This window comes from Salinibacterium sp. dk2585 (genome assembly GCF_008001035.1).
Classification (GTDB): Bacteria; Actinomycetota; Actinomycetes; order Actinomycetales; family Microbacteriaceae; genus Homoserinimonas.
In genome coordinates this window covers 809,157-823,904 of sequence record NZ_CP042856.1, presented here as the reverse complement: position 1 = coordinate 823,904, position 14,748 = coordinate 809,157, and the positions used below count along the sequence as shown (strand labels likewise).

General features: G+C 67.8%; 12 protein-coding genes. 3 read left to right on the top strand and 9 right to left on the bottom strand.

Going from position 1 to position 14,748, the window contains the following annotated elements; all coding sequences use genetic code 11:
* The first annotated feature begins 72 nt into the window (after positions 1-72).
* Complete coding sequence (locus tag FVA74_RS03880) at positions 73-1,824, top strand: biotin carboxylase N-terminal domain-containing protein (RefSeq protein WP_147720503.1); 1,752 nt, start codon at positions 73-75, stop codon at positions 1,822-1,824.
* 107 nt (positions 1,825-1,931) lie between these two features.
* On the opposite strand, the gene FVA74_RS03875 is transcribed toward FVA74_RS03880, so the two are convergent.
* On the bottom strand, positions 1,932-2,855 hold the full coding sequence (locus FVA74_RS03875; protein WP_147720501.1) for a type IV toxin-antitoxin system AbiEi family antitoxin domain-containing protein: 924 nt from the start codon (positions 2,853-2,855) through the stop codon (positions 1,932-1,934).
* 222 nt (positions 2,856-3,077) lie between these two features.
* Entirely contained in the window at positions 3,078-4,514 is a 1,437-nt protein-coding gene (locus FVA74_RS03870; protein WP_147720499.1) for an NAD(P)H-quinone dehydrogenase, read from the bottom strand.
* Positions 4,515-4,616: 102 nt separating this feature from the next.
* Between FVA74_RS03870 and FVA74_RS03865 the strand changes: the two genes are divergently transcribed.
* Together FVA74_RS03865 and FVA74_RS03860 are read left to right on the top strand one after the other, a co-directional pair.
* A complete protein-coding gene (locus tag FVA74_RS03865) occupies positions 4,617-5,459 on the top strand; it encodes a purine-nucleoside phosphorylase (RefSeq protein WP_147720498.1) in 843 nt (280 codons plus the stop codon).
* 17 nt (positions 5,460-5,476) lie between these two features.
* The gene (locus tag FVA74_RS03860) at positions 5,477-7,177 is read left to right on the top strand and encodes a phospho-sugar mutase (RefSeq protein WP_147723049.1); all 1,701 of its coding nucleotides are present in this window, start codon (positions 5,477-5,479) and stop codon (positions 7,175-7,177) included.
* A 27-nt stretch (positions 7,178-7,204) separates the two neighbouring features.
* On the opposite strand, the gene FVA74_RS03855 is transcribed toward FVA74_RS03860, so the two are convergent.
* From FVA74_RS03855 to FVA74_RS03825, 7 genes are all read right to left on the bottom strand, one after another.
* Positions 7,205-7,645, bottom strand: coding sequence for a PTS sugar transporter subunit IIA (locus tag FVA74_RS03855; RefSeq protein WP_147720496.1), 441 nt, complete (start codon positions 7,643-7,645; stop codon positions 7,205-7,207).
* Positions 7,645-8,766, bottom strand: a complete 1,122-nt coding sequence (locus FVA74_RS03850) for an adenosine deaminase (RefSeq protein ID WP_147720494.1) — start codon at positions 8,764-8,766, stop codon at positions 7,645-7,647. Before FVA74_RS03850 ends, FVA74_RS03855 begins: the two co-directional genes overlap by 1 nt.
* 83 nt (positions 8,767-8,849) lie before the next feature.
* Positions 8,850-10,142, bottom strand: coding sequence for a thymidine phosphorylase (locus FVA74_RS03845; RefSeq protein WP_147720492.1), 1,293 nt, complete (start codon positions 10,140-10,142; stop codon positions 8,850-8,852).
* Positions 10,143-10,258: 116 nt separating this feature from the next.
* Complete coding sequence (locus tag FVA74_RS03840) at positions 10,259-10,669, bottom strand: cytidine deaminase (RefSeq protein WP_147720490.1); 411 nt, start codon at positions 10,667-10,669, stop codon at positions 10,259-10,261.
* Positions 10,666-11,946, bottom strand: coding sequence for an ABC transporter permease (locus tag FVA74_RS03835; RefSeq protein WP_147720489.1), 1,281 nt, complete (start codon positions 11,944-11,946; stop codon positions 10,666-10,668). Before FVA74_RS03835 ends, FVA74_RS03840 begins: the two co-directional genes overlap by 4 nt.
* On the bottom strand, positions 11,946-13,232 hold the full coding sequence (locus tag FVA74_RS03830) for an ABC transporter permease (RefSeq protein ID WP_147720487.1): 1,287 nt from the start codon (positions 13,230-13,232) through the stop codon (positions 11,946-11,948). The genes FVA74_RS03835 and FVA74_RS03830 overlap by 1 nt, the downstream gene beginning before the upstream one ends.
* Positions 13,229-14,728: an ABC transporter ATP-binding protein gene (locus FVA74_RS03825; protein ID WP_147720485.1), complete on the bottom strand. Its 1,500-nt coding sequence runs from the start codon at positions 14,726-14,728 to the stop codon at positions 13,229-13,231. The genes FVA74_RS03830 and FVA74_RS03825 overlap by 4 nt, the downstream gene beginning before the upstream one ends.
* Between the last annotated feature and the right edge of the window lie 20 nt (positions 14,729-14,748).

Here is a 14,748-nt window from a genome sequence, read left to right as displayed (position 1 = left end):
TGCGAAAGCATCCGTGATTTTTGTCGTGTGTATCTAAAAATGAGGCCCGGAGGGCGAATAGGCTAAGCAACTATGCCCCGCATTTCGAAGGTCCTCATCGCCAATCGAGGCGAGATCGCCGTACGCATCATCAGGGCAGCGAAAGACGCGGGGCTGGCCTCCGTCGCCGTCTACGCCGATCAGGATCGCGACGCCCGCCACGTGCGCCTCGCCGACGAGGCCTACTCCCTCGACGGCAGCACGAGCGCCGAGACCTACCTCGTCATCGCCAAGATCCTGTCGGTCGCACGCCGCTCCGGGGCCGACGCAGTGCACCCCGGCTACGGCTTCCTCGCCGAGAACGCCGACTTCGCCCGCGCCGTGATCGACGCCGGCCTCACCTGGATCGGCCCCTCCCCCGAGGCCATCGAGAAGCTCGGCGACAAGGTCTCCGCGCGGCACATCGCCGAGAAGGTCGGCGCCCCCCTCGCCCCGGGAACCCTCAACCCCGTCTCGGGCGGCGACGAGGTGCTCGACTTCGTCGACCAGCACGGCCTCCCCGTCGCGATCAAGGCAGCCTTCGGTGGCGGCGGTCGCGGGCTCAAGGTCGCCCGCACGCGCGAAGAGGTACCGGAACTCTTCGACTCCGCCACGCGCGAGGCCATCGCCGCCTTCGGTCGCGGCGAGTGCTTCGTCGAGAAGTACCTCGACAAGCCTCGCCACGTCGAGACCCAGTGCCTTGCGGATGCCCACGGCAACGTCGTCGTCATCAGCACGCGCGACTGCTCCCTCCAGCGTCGCCACCAGAAGCTCGTCGAGGAAGCGCCAGCGCCGTTCCTCAGCGAGGAACAGAACCGCCTGCTCTACGACGCATCCAAGGCCATCCTTCGCGAGGTCGCCTACGTCGGCGCCGGCACGTGCGAGTTCCTCATCGGGCAGGACGGCACCATCTCGTTCCTCGAGGTCAACACGCGCCTGCAGGTCGAGCATCCGGTGTCTGAAGAGGTCACCGGCATCGACCTCGTGCGCGAGCAGTTCCGCATCGCGGAGGGCGGCGTGCTCGACTACGGCGACCCTGTGCCGCACGGACACTCGATCGAGTTCCGCATCAACGGCGAAGACCCCGGACGCGGCTTCATGCCCGCCCCCGGGCCCATCCACGTCTTCCGAGTTCCCGGCGGGCCTGGTGTGCGCGTCGACAGCGGCGTCACGACGGGCGACGTCATCAGCGGCGCCTTCGACTCGATGATCGCCAAGCTCATCGTCACGGGAGCAACCCGGCAAGACGCCATCGAACGCGCCCGCCGCGCCCTCGACGAGTTCGAGATCGCCGGCCTGCCGACCGTGCTGCCCTTCCACCGGGCCATCGTGGGCGACCCGGCGTTCACATCATCCCCGTTCAGCGTCTACACGCGCTGGATCGAAACCGAGTTCGACAACACCCTCGAACCGTGGAGCGGTGAACTCGAGACCGCCGGCCCCAGCCCCGAACGCCGTGCCGTCACGGTCGAGGTCGACGGCAAGCGCGTCGAGGTCAGTCTGCCCGGACGCGTCATCCCCACGGCTGGTGCGCCCGTGCTGCCGCCCGCCCCGCGTCGTCGCAGCGTCGGCGGTTCCGTCGCCACCGCGACAGGCGACTCCGTCAAGGCGCCCATGCAGGCGACCGTCGTGAAGTTCGCGGTCAACGAGGGCGATGCCGTCGTCAAGGGCGACCTCGTGCTCGTGCTTGAGGCCATGAAGATGGAGCAGCCCCTCACGGCGCACAAGGACGGCGTCGTCAAGGGCATCAACGCGAAGGTCGGCACGACGGTCTCGTCGGGCCATCTCCTCCTCAACATCGTCTAGCCCTCGCAACTCAGGAGTCGGCTTTCACAACTCAGGAGTCGGGCCGCCCAATTCAGGACTTGACCTCTGAGTAGGGTGCGCCAAGCGCTGATGGCAGCTCGCGCTGATCAGACAGCAGGGTGGTACTGAACGACGGATGCCTCACCCAGCGTCAACGCAGAGAAAATGGTGCTCACGCAGCCGTCCCAGTCCCCGACGACCGCTTCATAGCGCAGACGCACGACGACATAGCCCCGCGCGACCAGCTCCCTGTTGCGGCGAGCGTCCTCCACCCTCGCTTCCGGGGCGTCATGGAAGCTGCTATCGATCTCAATCACGACCTTCGAGCCCACGATCCGGAGATCGACATGGCCAACGCCGGCCACCTCGAACTGCTGCTCGACCTCGACCCCGAGCAGCTCGAGTCTCTGCCGCGCTAGCGATTCGGTACCAGACTGCGACCCCACACGCGCCCTCGCGACCAAGGCCTGGGAGACAGGCGAGGCATCCGAAAACATCACGGCGAGCTGCGAAGGTGTGAGCCCGCCGACTTCGATCGCCGTGTCGAGACAGGCCAGCGCCGTCTCGGGATCACACCACGCGACCATTTGCTTGAGGCTCGTTGCAAGGGTGACTCTCCAGCACTCGACATCGGCCTCACGCACTCCGCCGCCCTGCAACCAATGCAGCCGAACAGTGCGGCGGATGAGGTCACCCGTGAGCGGCTCGCCGCGTCCGACGGCGCTCGGCGGTACGGCCGTCCGCAGCCGCGAAGCGTTGTGTGCGACACTCACATGAAGCCGCGTGTCGAGACCGCCCCAGAGACCGTATGACCGAGCCGCAGATGGTCCAGCAAGCATCCCGCCGATCCGTGCCGCAACGATCGCGTCGAGCGTTGCCTCAGCGCTGGCATACCTCGCCCTGCGGATGCGACGGAGTTGCCCTAACCGCACAGCGCGCGTGATGTCCGTGCCCGAGCATCCGCCTGCCAGGATCTGCTCGCGCGTCGCGACGCCGCCGAACTTGTTGACGATGACCACCGGATCGAACATGGCGCCATGCTGCGCGTGATCGGACCAGCGCGGCGGCCCGCGTCGTAAGACTGAGGAGAGCTGCGTCTCCGCTGGGGTTGTGAGGGGGCCGCTCCTCTCGGCGAACTGGCCGAACTCCTGAGTTGGGAAGGGACAACTCCTGAGTTGGGAAAGGGAACTCCTGAGTTGGGAAAGACAACTCCTGAGTTGGGAAAGGGAACTCCTGAGTTGGGAACGCGGAGGCTAGTTGACGATGTGGAGGGCTCGCGCCGCGTCGGTGATGCTGCCCGAGAGGGAGGGGTACACGGCGAAGGCCTGCGCGACCTCGTCGACCGTGAGGCGCTGCTCGATCGCGATCGACACCGGCAGGATCAACTCGGATGCCCGGGGCGCGACCACGACGCCGCCGACGATCGTGCCGGTGCTGGTGCGGGCGAAGAGCTTCACGAAGCCGTGCTTGATGCCCATCATCTTGGCGCGCGGGTTCTGCGCGAGTGGGAGCTTGTGCACGCTCGCCTTCACGAGCCCACTCTCAATGTCACTCTGCGTGTAGCCCACGGTCGCGATCTCGGGCTGCGTGAAGACGTTGGAGGTCACGTTGCGCAGCTCGGTCGGGTTCACGGCGTCACCCATCGCGTGATAGACGGCGGTGCGACCCTGCATGGAGGCGACGGATGCGAGGGGCAGGAACCCGCTGCAGTCACCAGCCGCGTAGATGTTCGGCACGGAGGTGCGGGCGACGCGGTTGACCCGGATGTGGCCTGAGTCGCTCAGCTGCACGCCGGCATCCTCGAGGCCGATGCCCGCCGTGTTGGGGATCGATCCGACGGCCATGAGGCAGTGGCTGCCCTCGACGGTGCGGCCGTCCGTCAAGGTCGCGATCACGGTGTCGCCCTTGCGCACGACGCTCTCGGCGCGGCTCTTGTTCATGACGTTCATGCCGTTGCGGGTGAAGACGTCTTCGATGACGCGCGCGGCATCCGCATCCTCCCCCGGGAGCACCATGTCGCGGCTGGAGATGAGGGTGACCTCGGCACCGAGGGCACGGTAGGCGGAGGCGAACTCGGCACCCGTGACGCCAGAGCCGACGACGATGAGGTGCTCGGGGATGGCGTCGATCGAGTACAGCTGCGTCCAGGTGAGGATGCGTTCCCCGTCTGGCTTGGCGCTGTCGAGCACGCGCGGGTGCGAGCCGGTCGAGACGACGATCGTGTCGGCTTCGATTTCGTCGAAGTCCTTGCGCGACTTGCCCGACCCGGCCGAGACGACGACCCGGCTCGGCCCGTCCAGTCGCCCATCGCCCTGCACGATCGTGACGCCGGCGCGCGTGAGCTGCGAACGCATGTCCTCGGACTGCTGGCGGGCGAGGCGCAGGAGCCGCTGGTTGACGGCGCGAAGATTGACCGCGATCTCGGGACGCACCGGGCGCCCCGATTCGCCGCGCACGAAGAACTGCACGCCGAGGTCGCTCGCCTCGCCGATGGCGTTGGCCGCCTCGGCCGTCGCGATGAGGGTCTTGCTGGGCACGACATCCGTCAGCACGGCGCTACCGCCGACACCAACCCGTTCGACGAGCGTGACCTCCGCGCCGAGCTGGGCTCCCGCGAGCGCCGCCTCGAAGCCCCCCGGGCCTCCCCCAATGATCGCGATCCTGTGCTTGCGCTCGAATTTGTCGGCCATGACAAACATTCTCTCGCACCTTCCGAACATTCCATGTGAAAGCGACAGGAACTCGGGAGCGCGCGTCCACCCGGGCGCCCTGCGCCGCAATAGAGTGGTCTGATGACACGTGAGCCGATCACTCAGAGCCACCCCCTCGACGATCCGGCAGCGGACCCCTTCGAGGTTGCCGCCGCCGCAGCAGCAGACATCGCGCGGCTGACGGGCATCGAACGCCACGACATCGCCCTCACGCTCGGCAGCGGCTGGGCGAAGGCCGCCGACCTCATCGGCGAGACGACCGCAACGATTCCGGCGACGGATGTCACGGGCTTCAGCCGCCCGGCGCTCGAGGGCCACGTGGGGTCGCTGCGCTCCGTGCTCCTGCCGAGCGGCAAGCGCGCCCTCGTGATCGGCGCCCGCACGCACTACTACGAGGGCCACGGGGTGCGCCGCGTCGTACACAGCGTGCGGACTGCCGCGGCGACGGGCGCGACGACCATGATCCTCACGAATGGCGCGGGCGGCATCAAGGAGCATTGGGCCCCCGGCACGCCGGTGCTCATCAGCGACCACATCAACCTCACGGCGGACTCGCCGCTCGAGGGCGCGACCTTCATCGACCTGACCGATCTCTACTCGGCACGCCTGCGGGAAGTCGCGAAGGGCATCGACGCGAGCCTCGACGAGGGCGTCTACTGCCAGTTCCGCGGCCCCCACTACGAGACCCCCGCCGAGGTGCAGATGGCGAAGGTGATCGGCGGCCACATCGTCGGCATGTCGACCGCCCTCGAGGCGATCGCCGCCCGCCAGGCAGGGATGGAGGTGCTCGGCATGTCGCTCATCACGAACCTCGCGGCGGGCATCCAGACGACCCCCCTCAGCCATGAGGAGGTCATCGAGGCCGGCCGTGACGCCGAGCCCGTCATCAGCCGGCTCCTCGCGCAGATCGTGAGCGCGCTGTGAGTGCCCAGCACGACGAGGTGCCCGGTACCTTCGACGAGGCCGGGGAGGAACCGCGTCCGGAGAAGGATGTCATCGCTGCGGCATCCGCGTGGCGCAACCAGGACCCGGATGACGAGACGCGGGCCGAGCTCGACGGGCTCATCAAGGCTGCTCGTGCCGGCGACGCCGGGGCGATCGCGGGCCTGCACGACCGCTTCGACGCCCGGCTCGTGTTCGGCACCGCCGGCCTCCGCGGGGAGCTCGCCGCGGGACCGAACCGCATGAACCGCGTGCTCGTCTCGCAGGCGGCCGCAGGCCTCGCCGCCTATTTGCTCGGCCACAACGACGAGCCCTCGGTCGTGATCGGCTACGACGGTCGCAAAAACTCCGACGTCTTCGCACGCGACACGGCCGAGATCATGACAGGTGCGGGCGTGCGGGCCATCCTGCTACCCCGGATGCTGCCGACCCCCGTCCTGGCATTCGCCGTGCGGCATTTCGACGCGAGTGCGGGTGTCATGGTCACCGCATCGCACAACCCGCCGCGCGACAACGGCTACAAGGTCTACCTGGGCGGCGAGTCGCAGGGCTCGCAGATCGTCTCGCCTGCCGACGCCCAGATCGAGGCCCACATCAGCCGCATCGCGAGCGAACGCACGATCGACAGCCTGCCGCGCTCGACCGCCTACATCATGGCGGACGACGAGGTCGTCGACGAGTATGTGCGTCGCACGGTCGAACTCGCCCCCCGGAAGGCAGCGCCCCTCCGCTACGTGTACACGGCGATGCACGGCGTCGGCCTCGAGGTCGCCCGCCGCGTCTTCCTTTCCGCGGGCTTCCCCGAGCCAGTGCTCGTCGAGGAGCAGGCGCAGCCCGACGGCAACTTCCCCACGGTCGCATTCCCCAACCCCGAGGAACCCGGCGCGATGGACCTCGCCTACGCGAAGGCGAGCGAGGTCGGCGCCGACCTCATCATCGCGAACGACCCCGACGCCGACCGACTTGCCGTCGCGGTTCCCGCGGGTGACGGATGGCGCAGGCTCAGCGGCAACGAGGTGGGCGCGCTGCTCGGCTGGCGAGCGGCGGAACGGCTCGCGGCAGCGGGCGAGAAGGGTGCGCTCGCGGCATCCATCGTCAGCAGCCCGGCCCTGCGCCACATCGCGCAGCACTATGGGCTCGACTACGCCGACACCCTGACGGGCTTCAAGTGGGTCTCGCGCGTCGACGGCCTCGCCTACGGCTATGAGGAGGCCCTCGGCTACCTTGTCGACCCAGGCAAGGTACGCGACAAGGACGGCATCTCAGCCGCCCTCGACTTTCTCGGCCTCGTGTCGGACCTCGTCGATGCGGGCACCAGCATCGAGGAGCACCAGGCGGCGCTCGACCGCGAGTTCGGCACCTTCGCCTCCTCGCAGGTGTCGCTCCGCGTCACCGACACCAGCGTCATTGCAGGCATCATGGCGCGACTTCGCAATGAACCGCCGCGGGAGCTCGGCACGCACGCCGTCGACTCGATCGATGACTACGCAGAGGGCATCGGCGCGTTCCCGCCGAGCGACATCCTGCGCATCAACCTCGCGGGGGGCTCACGCGTGATCGTGCGACCGAGCGGCACCGAGCCCAAGCTCAAGGCCTACATCGATGCGGCCGTGCTCGATGGTGACCTCGAAGGGCGTCGCGAGGCTGCCGAAGCGGTCGTGAAGGAGCTCGAGCAGGCCGTGCGCGAGCTCATCGCCTAGGGCTCCCCCCCGCCTAGGGCTGGCGTCTCAGCCGCCCATGATGTCGAGCACCTGCTCGGCCGTGCGTGCGCTGCGGAGGGCTGCGATGGCGCCCGGGTCGTTGAAGATGTTTGCGATCGCGGCGATCGACGGTAGGTGCGTGTCTGGGCGCAGCGCCGCGAGCCCCAGCACGACCGAGACGGGGTCGTTGTGTGGATGCCCGAACGCGACCGGCTCGGTCAGCGTCACGACCGAAAGCCCGTCCGCGAGCACCTCGGGCCCTGGGCGGGCATGCGCGAGCGCGAGCCCGGGAGCGATGACGACGTAGGGGCCGTGTTCCTCGATCATCCGCACCATCTCGTCGGAGTAGTGGGGAGTCGCGAATCCCGCCGTCGCGAGCGCGTCGCCCGCGAGGCGCACTGCGTCACGCCAGTCCTTCGCGTCGGCGCGGATGACAACCCCCGACGGATCGATCGCGGGGAGCGGCATCAAGCCTCCTCGAAGCCGGCGCTGATGGAATCCAACAGGTCGAGTCTCTCCTCGAACGGCAGGAAGGCGGCGGCGGCGGCATTGCGCTGGAAGACCTCGAAGTCGGCGCGGTCATAGCCGAATGCGTCGGAGAGGAGCGAGAGCTCGGCCGTGAGCGAGGTGCGACTCATGAGCCGGTTGTCGGTGTTGACCGTGACCCGGAAGCCCAGCTGGTAGAGCAGGTCGAAGGGGTGGTCGACGATCTCATCGCCCCACGCCGCGATCGCACCCGTCTGCAGGTTGCTCGATGGGCTGAGCTCGAGCGCGATCTCACGGTCCTTGACCCACTGCGACAGGCGGCCAAGGGTCACGTAGGTGGCCTCATCATCGCTGCTGTCGATCGTGATGTCTTCCGCGATGCGCACGCCGTGGCCGAGCCGCAGCGCGCGCCCGTCGACGAGGGCGCTGCGGATGCTGTCGAGCCCGTCCGCCTCGCCCGCGTGGATGGTCGTGGGGAAGTTCTGCTCCGCGAGATAGTCGAAGGCCGCCCGCGCCCGGCTCGGCGGGAATCCCGCCTCGGCGCCCGCGAAGTCGAAGCCCACGACGCCGTTGTCCCGGTGCCGCACGGCGAGCTCCGCGATCTCGAGGCCGCGCTCAGCGTGGCGCATCGCGGTCACGAGCTGCCCCACCCGGATCGAGTGACCCGCGCGCGCGGCATCCGTCACCCCTGCATCGAGGCCCTCCTGCACGGCCTCGACGACCTCATCGAGGCCGAGGCCGCGGGTCAGGTGCTGCTCCGGCGCCCAACGGATCTCGCCGTAGATGACCCCGTCGGCGACGAGGTCGTGCACGAACTCGCGGGCGACCCGCTCGAGCCCTTGCCGCGTCTGCATGACGGCCGTCGTCACGTCGAAGGTCTTGAGGTAGTCGACGAGCGACCCGGAGTCGGCGCTCTCGGCGAACCAATCGGCGAGCGCCGTGGCATCCCTCGCAGGCAGGTCGAGCGAGATCTCGTCGGCCAGTTCGATGATCGTCTGCGGACGCAGGCCCCCATCGAGGTGGTCGTGCAGCGAGACCTTGGGCAGAGCGGCGATCTCGGCGACCCCTCCGGGCAGCAGCGGGGCATCAGGCGACGTTGTCATCCCTCAAATCTACCGCCCCTGATCGAGAGGGCCGACGGATGTTCGCTGCAGCGAGGCAGGAATCGTCCGTCTGCCTTCTCGAACTATGAAATGCGGTCGGCGATGAGCGGCTGCACCTCGAAGGGCGTGCCCGGCACCGCGACCTCGTAGGCGCCCTCCAGCGACTCGAGAGCCCGCTCGAAGCGCTCGGGCTCGTCCGCACTCAGCGTGAAGAGGGGCTGCCCCTTCGTGACCGTGTCGCCCGGCTTCGCGTGCAGGTCGATTCCCGCCGCGTGTTGCACGGGGTCCTGCTTGCGGGCGCGACCGGCTCCGAGACGCCATGCGGCGACCCCGAACGGCAGCGCCTCCTGCTTCACGAGGATGCCGTCACGCTCGGCCGTGACGACGTGCTGCTCGCGCGCAATCGGTAGCGCGGCATCCGGGTCTCCGCCCTGGGCACGGATCATGGCGCGCCAGGTGTCCATCGCGCGGCCGTCCTTGAGAGCCGCCTCGACATCCGCGTCGGGCTGGCCCGCCAGCGCGAGCATCTCGCGGGCGAGCGCGACCGTGAGCTCGACGACATCCGCCGGGCCGCCACCCGCGAGCACCTCGACCGACTCGCGCACCTCGTTCGCGTTGCCGATCGTGAGCCCAAGGGGCACATTCATGTTCGTGAGGAGTGCGACCGTCGCGACGCCCGCGTCCTTGCCCAGGGCGACCATCGTCTCGGCGAGCTCGCGGCTGCGGGCCGGGTCCTTGAGGAAGGCGCCCGAACCGAACTTCACGTCGAGCACGAGGGCCGCCGTGCCCTCCGCGATCTTTTTCGACATGATCGACGAGGCGATGAGCGGGATCGCCTCGACCGTCCCCGTGATGTCGCGGAGCGCATAGAGCTTCTTGTCGGCGGGGGCGAGGCCGGCACCGGCGGCGCAGATGACAGAGCCGACGCCTTCGAGCTGGGCGAAGAACTCCTCGTTGCTGAGATCGGCCCGCCACCCCGGGATCGACTCGAGCTTGTCGAGCGTGCCGCCCGTGTGGCCGAGGCCGCGGCCCGAGAGTTGCGGAACCGCAACGCCGAAGGATGCCACGAGCGGCGCGAGCGGCAGCGTGATCTTGTCGCCGACCCCACCCGTGGAGTGCTTGTCGGTCGTGGGCTTCGAGAGCGAGTCGAAGTTCATCCGCTCGCCGCTCGCGATCATCGCGAGGGTCAGGTCGCGGATCTCCTCGCGCTCCATGCCGTTGAGGAAGATCGCCATGGTCATGGCGGCCATTTGCTCGTCGCCCACGTAGCCGCGCGTGTAGGCGTCCACGAGCCAGTTGATCTGCTCGGTGCTCAGTGCACCCTTGTCGCGCTTGGTATGGATGAGGTCGACCGCGTCGAATTTCTCGATGGCCATGGTGGTGCTCCTTCTGTTCAGACCGCGGGTTGAGTAGCGACGAAGGAGCGTATCGAAACCGGCTGGACGTCCTTGGGTTTCGATACGGCCCTAGCGGTCCTACTCAACCGCGCGGGTTACTCGCCGCGCGATTCGCTGTAGTCGTCGAGTTGGCGGGGGCCGAAGGCGTCGGGCAGCACCTCGTCGATGGTGCGGATGCCCGAGACCGTCTCGAGCAGCATTCCCTCGGCGGAGTGTTCGAAGAGCAGCTGGCGGCAGCGTCCACACGGCATGAGCGTCTCGCCGTTGCCGTCGACGCAGACGAATGCCGTGAGGCGCCCTCCTCCGCCCATGATGAGGTCGCTCACGAGCGAGCACTCAGCACAGAGGGTGACGCCGTAGGAGGCGTTCTCGATGTTGCATCCGCTCACGACGCGACCGTCGTCGACGAGGGCTGCGACCCCCACCGGGAACTTCGAATAGGGCACGTATGCCTTTTCCATGGCCGCAAGGGCGACCGTGCGGAGCCCGCTCCAGTCGATTGTCATTTCAGGTACGGCTTTCCGGATGCTGCGGGTGCCTTCGACTGTCCGACGAAGCCGGCGACCGCAAGAATCGTGACGAGGTACGGGATCATCGACAGGAACTCGGTCGGGATGTCGGCGCCCACCTGCGTGACGAGCGTCTTGATGTTGATCGCGAAGCCGAAGAGGAGTGCCGCGAGGGCAGCCCACAGCGGGTTCCATCGCCCGAAGATGAGCGCCGCGAGGGCGATGTAGCCCTGGCCACTCGTCATCTCCTTGCCGAAGGCGCCGACGGCACCGAGAGTGAAGAAGGCGCCGCCCATTCCGGCCACAGCGCCACCGAGGAGCACGTTCCAGAAGCGCGTCGCGTTGACCTTGATGCCGACCGTGTCGGCCGCCTTCGGGTGCTCGCCGACGGCGCGCACGCGTAGGCCCCACCGGGTGTGGAAGAGGCCGATGTAGACGACCGCGACCGTGATGAACATCAGGTAGGTGATCGCCGTGTTGTTGAACAGCAGCGGCCCGATCACCGGAATCTCGGAGAGGAAGGGGATCGGCTCGCGCGTGAACTTGACCGGCGAGTTCAGCACGCTCGGGTTCTTGTTGAGCACCGAGGAGTACAGGAAGCTCGTGAGGCCGATGACGAGCATGTTGAGCACGACACCGACGACGACCTGCTCCACGAGGTACTTGATCGAGAACACCGCAAGGATGATCGAGACGAGCGCTCCCGCGACGAGCGCGGCCAGCAAGCCCATGAAGGGGTTCTGCGTCAGCGACGCGACGAGCGCCGAGGTGAACGCGCCCGCGAGGAGCTGGCCCTCGATCGCGATGTTGACCACTCCAACGCGTTCGCTAATGACACCGGCCATGGCGCCGAAGACGAGCGGGGTCGCGAGCGCAAGAGTCCCCGTGAGGAGCCACACGACGGGCACGGTCGCCCCCGTGCCGATCCACACCAGCAGGCCGAAGACGAAAAAGACACCAAAGACCAGCAGCATCCACATGGGTGCTGCTGGACGCCGCTGCCACGTGAACCAGGCGGACACCGCGGCGAGGGCGATCAGCACGACGCCGACGACGATCCCGGCACCCTGGCTCGGCACCTCGATGGGCGTGATCGTGAAGAAGTCGGTGCTGCTCGCGAAGGTCAGCCGGCTAGTGCCCTCACGGCCCAGCAGGCCGAAGACCACGAAGGAGAGGACGGCAAATACGCCGAAGGCGATGGGCGCCTTCCAGTTGCGCGGTGTCTCGATGACGGATGCGCGGGCATCCGTCTCTGTGATGGTCGCGGTGCTCATCACTCCTCCTCCGTGCTTGCGCTCTGGGTGTGGGCGGCGGGCACCTGCGGCACTGGCCGCCTCAGGCGGTCGCGCAGGCCGCGCCGGGTCGGCTGCGGCAGCCGGAAGATGGCTCGGACGAGCGGCGGGGCGGCGATGAAGAGCACGATGAGGCCTTGGATTACCGCCACGATGTCGATCGGGATGCCCTCCGCGATCTGCATGGGGAAGCTCCCGGCCTTCAAGGCACCGAAGAGCAGGCCCGCGAAGATGATACCGACGGCGCTGTTGGCGCCGAGGAGCGCGACCGTGATGGCGTCGAAGCCGATGCCGGCGTCAACCGTCGGCGTCCACCCGGCCGGCACCTTGCCGAGCACCTGCATGGCGCCCGCGAGGCCGATGAAGGCACCGGATGCCGCGAGGGTCACGACGTAGGTGCGCCCGATGTTGATGCCGGCGGTGCGGGCCGCGTGCGCATTGAGACCCACGGCGCGGATGCGGAAACCCGTCGTCGAGCGCTCCATGAGCCACCAGTAGACGAGCGCCGCGATGAGGGCGAGCACGAAGCCGATGTCAAGGTCGGTGCCGGGGATGAGTGTCGGGAAGACCGCCGTGCTGTCGATGGCCTTCGCCTTCGCGTTGCCGCCCGCGTTCTCCGCCTGGAAGACCGGCGTCTTCAGGAGCCAGGTGACGAGGTAGAGCGCCACGAAGTTGAGCATGATCGTGACGATGACCTCGTGCGCGCCCGTGCGAGCCTTCAGCACTCCGACGACGGATGCCCACAGTGCGCCACCGACGATGCCGCCGAGCACGGCGACCGCGAGGTGCAGGCCGACGGGCATGTCGAGGTTGGAGCCCACGAAACCGACGAAGAGCGCGGCGATGAGCATCTGCCCGCGGCCACCGATGTTGAAGAGTCCCGCCTTGAAGCCGACCGCGAGGCCGAGGCCCGCCGCGATGAGGGGGCTCGCCCACGACAGGGTGGACAGGAGCGGCTTGAAGCCGCCGCGCGGGCTGAAGACCGCGCCCTCCCACATGGCGCGGAAGGCGCCGGCGATCGTGTCCCACGCCGCCGACAGCAGGTCACTCGGGCGAGAGAAGAAGTAGCCGGCGGCCGCCTGCACGTCTTCGTTCACGATGACGACGAGGAGGCTGCCGATGAAGAGCGCCAGCACGACCGCGAGCACGGAGCGGACGAGGCCGCCGCCGAGGATGTCGCGCCACGCGCCCTCCCAGCGGTTGTCGGCGCTCGGCGCCTTCTCCTCTGGGGTGACGGGAGGTTCGATGTTGGGTGTCAGGATGCTCATGCTGGAATTCCCGCCATCATCTGGCCGATGACCTCTCTCGGTGTGGTGGGCTCGACGATGCCGACGCTCCTGCCGCGGTACATGACCATGATGCGGTCGGCGAGTTCCACGACCTCATCGAGCTCGGTGGACACGATGAGCACGGGGATGCCCGAGTCCCTGGCCCGCACGATCTGTTCGTGCACGAACTCGATGGAGCCGACGTCGAGTCCCCGCGTCGGCTGCGAGGCGATGAAGATTCGAAGGTCGCGCTCCAGCTCACGCGCGAGCACGACCTTCTGCTGATTGCCGCCGGAGAGCCGGCCTGCGTAGGTGTCAATCGTTGGGGTGCGCACATCGTATTCGCGGACGACCCGCTCCGCGAAGGCGCGGATCTCCCCGAGCGCGAGCGAGAGGCCACGGGCGAAGGGTGGGCGATCAAAGCGATCGAGCACGGCGTTCTCGGCGATGGTGAACTCGGCCACGAGACCGTCTTCCGTGCGGTCCTCCGGCACGAAGCCCACCCCCGCGTCGAGCACCTGCTTGACATTGCGGCCGAGCAGTTCCTTGCCGTCGAGGCGGATGCTGCCTGCCGTCTTCTTCTGCAGGCCGAGGATGGCTTCCGTCAATTCAGTCTGGCCATTGCCCTGCACGCCCGCGATGACGACGATCTCGCCCTGTCGTATATCGAAGCTCAGATCATCGACCACGCGGTTGCCGTTCGGGTCGAAGACCGTGAGGTTCGTCACTTCAAACGTGGAGTCGCCGAGTGTCGGCGGCGCCTTGTCGACGCTGAGGTCGACGGAGCGGCCGACCATCTTGGAGGCGAGTTCCGTCGTGCTCTCGCTCGGGAGCGCGGTGCCAACGACCTTGCCGAGGCGGATGACGGTGATGCGGTCGGCAACGGCCCGCACCTCGCGGAGTTTGTGGGTGATGAAGACGATGGAGGTGCCGCTCTCCTTGAGCTGGCGCATGATCTCCATGAGCTCGTCGGTCTCCTGCGGCGTGAGCACGGCGGTCGGCTCGTCGAGCACGAGCACCTTGGCCTCGCGGGAGAGCGCCTTGATGATCTCGACGCGCTGCTGCGAACCGACGGGAAGGTCGCCAACGACAGCGTCAGGGTCGATGTTGAATCCGAAGCGCTCTGAGATCTCGCGCACCTTGGCGCGAGCGCCGTCGAGGTCGAGGAAGACCCCGCCCTTCGTCTGCTCGTGACCGAGCATGACGTTCTCGGCAACCGTGAAGACGGGGATGAGCATGAAGTGCTGGTGCACCATTCCGATGCCCGCCGCCATGGCGTCACCGGGTCCCGAGAAGTTCTGCACGGCACCGTCGAGGAGGATCTCGCCCTCATCGGCTTGGTAGAGACCGTAGAGAACATTCATGAGCGTGGACTTGCCCGCCCCGTTCTCTCCGAGGAGGCAGTGGATCTCCCCCGCCTCGACGACGAGATCGATGTGATCGTTGGCGACGAGTGCGCCGAAGCGCTTGGTGACCCCTCGCAGCTCAAGCTTCATGTGTTCTCCCGGTCATGGGC

What these genes read in the sequence shown, in the direction of transcription:
- FVA74_RS03880 (WP_147720503.1), top strand. Translation starts at nt 73, where the DNA reads ATGCCCCGCATTTCGAAGGTCCTCATCGCCAATCGAGGCGAGATCGCC.
- FVA74_RS03875 (WP_147720501.1), bottom strand. Translation starts at nt 2,855, where the DNA reads ATGTTCGATCCGGTGGTCATCGTCAACAAGTTCGGCGGCGTCGCGACG.
- FVA74_RS03870 (WP_147720499.1), bottom strand. Translation starts at nt 4,514, where the DNA reads ATGGCCGACAAATTCGAGCGCAAGCACAGGATCGCGATCATTGGGGGA.
- FVA74_RS03865 (WP_147720498.1), top strand. Translation starts at nt 4,617, where the DNA reads ATGACACGTGAGCCGATCACTCAGAGCCACCCCCTCGACGATCCGGCA.
- FVA74_RS03855 (WP_147720496.1), bottom strand. Translation starts at nt 7,645, where the DNA reads ATGCCGCTCCCCGCGATCGATCCGTCGGGGGTTGTCATCCGCGCCGAC.
- FVA74_RS03850 (WP_147720494.1), bottom strand. Translation starts at nt 8,766, where the DNA reads ATGACAACGTCGCCTGATGCCCCGCTGCTGCCCGGAGGGGTCGCCGAG.
- FVA74_RS03845 (WP_147720492.1), bottom strand. Translation starts at nt 10,142, where the DNA reads ATGGCCATCGAGAAATTCGACGCGGTCGACCTCATCCATACCAAGCGC.
- FVA74_RS03840 (WP_147720490.1), bottom strand. Translation starts at nt 10,669, where the DNA reads ATGACAATCGACTGGAGCGGGCTCCGCACGGTCGCCCTTGCGGCCATG.
- FVA74_RS03835 (WP_147720489.1), bottom strand. Translation starts at nt 11,946, where the DNA reads ATGAGCACCGCGACCATCACAGAGACGGATGCCCGCGCATCCGTCATC.
- FVA74_RS03830 (WP_147720487.1), bottom strand. Translation starts at nt 13,232, where the DNA reads ATGAGCATCCTGACACCCAACATCGAACCTCCCGTCACCCCAGAGGAG.
- FVA74_RS03825 (WP_147720485.1), bottom strand. Translation starts at nt 14,728, where the DNA reads ATGAAGCTTGAGCTGCGAGGGGTCACCAAGCGCTTCGGCGCACTCGTC.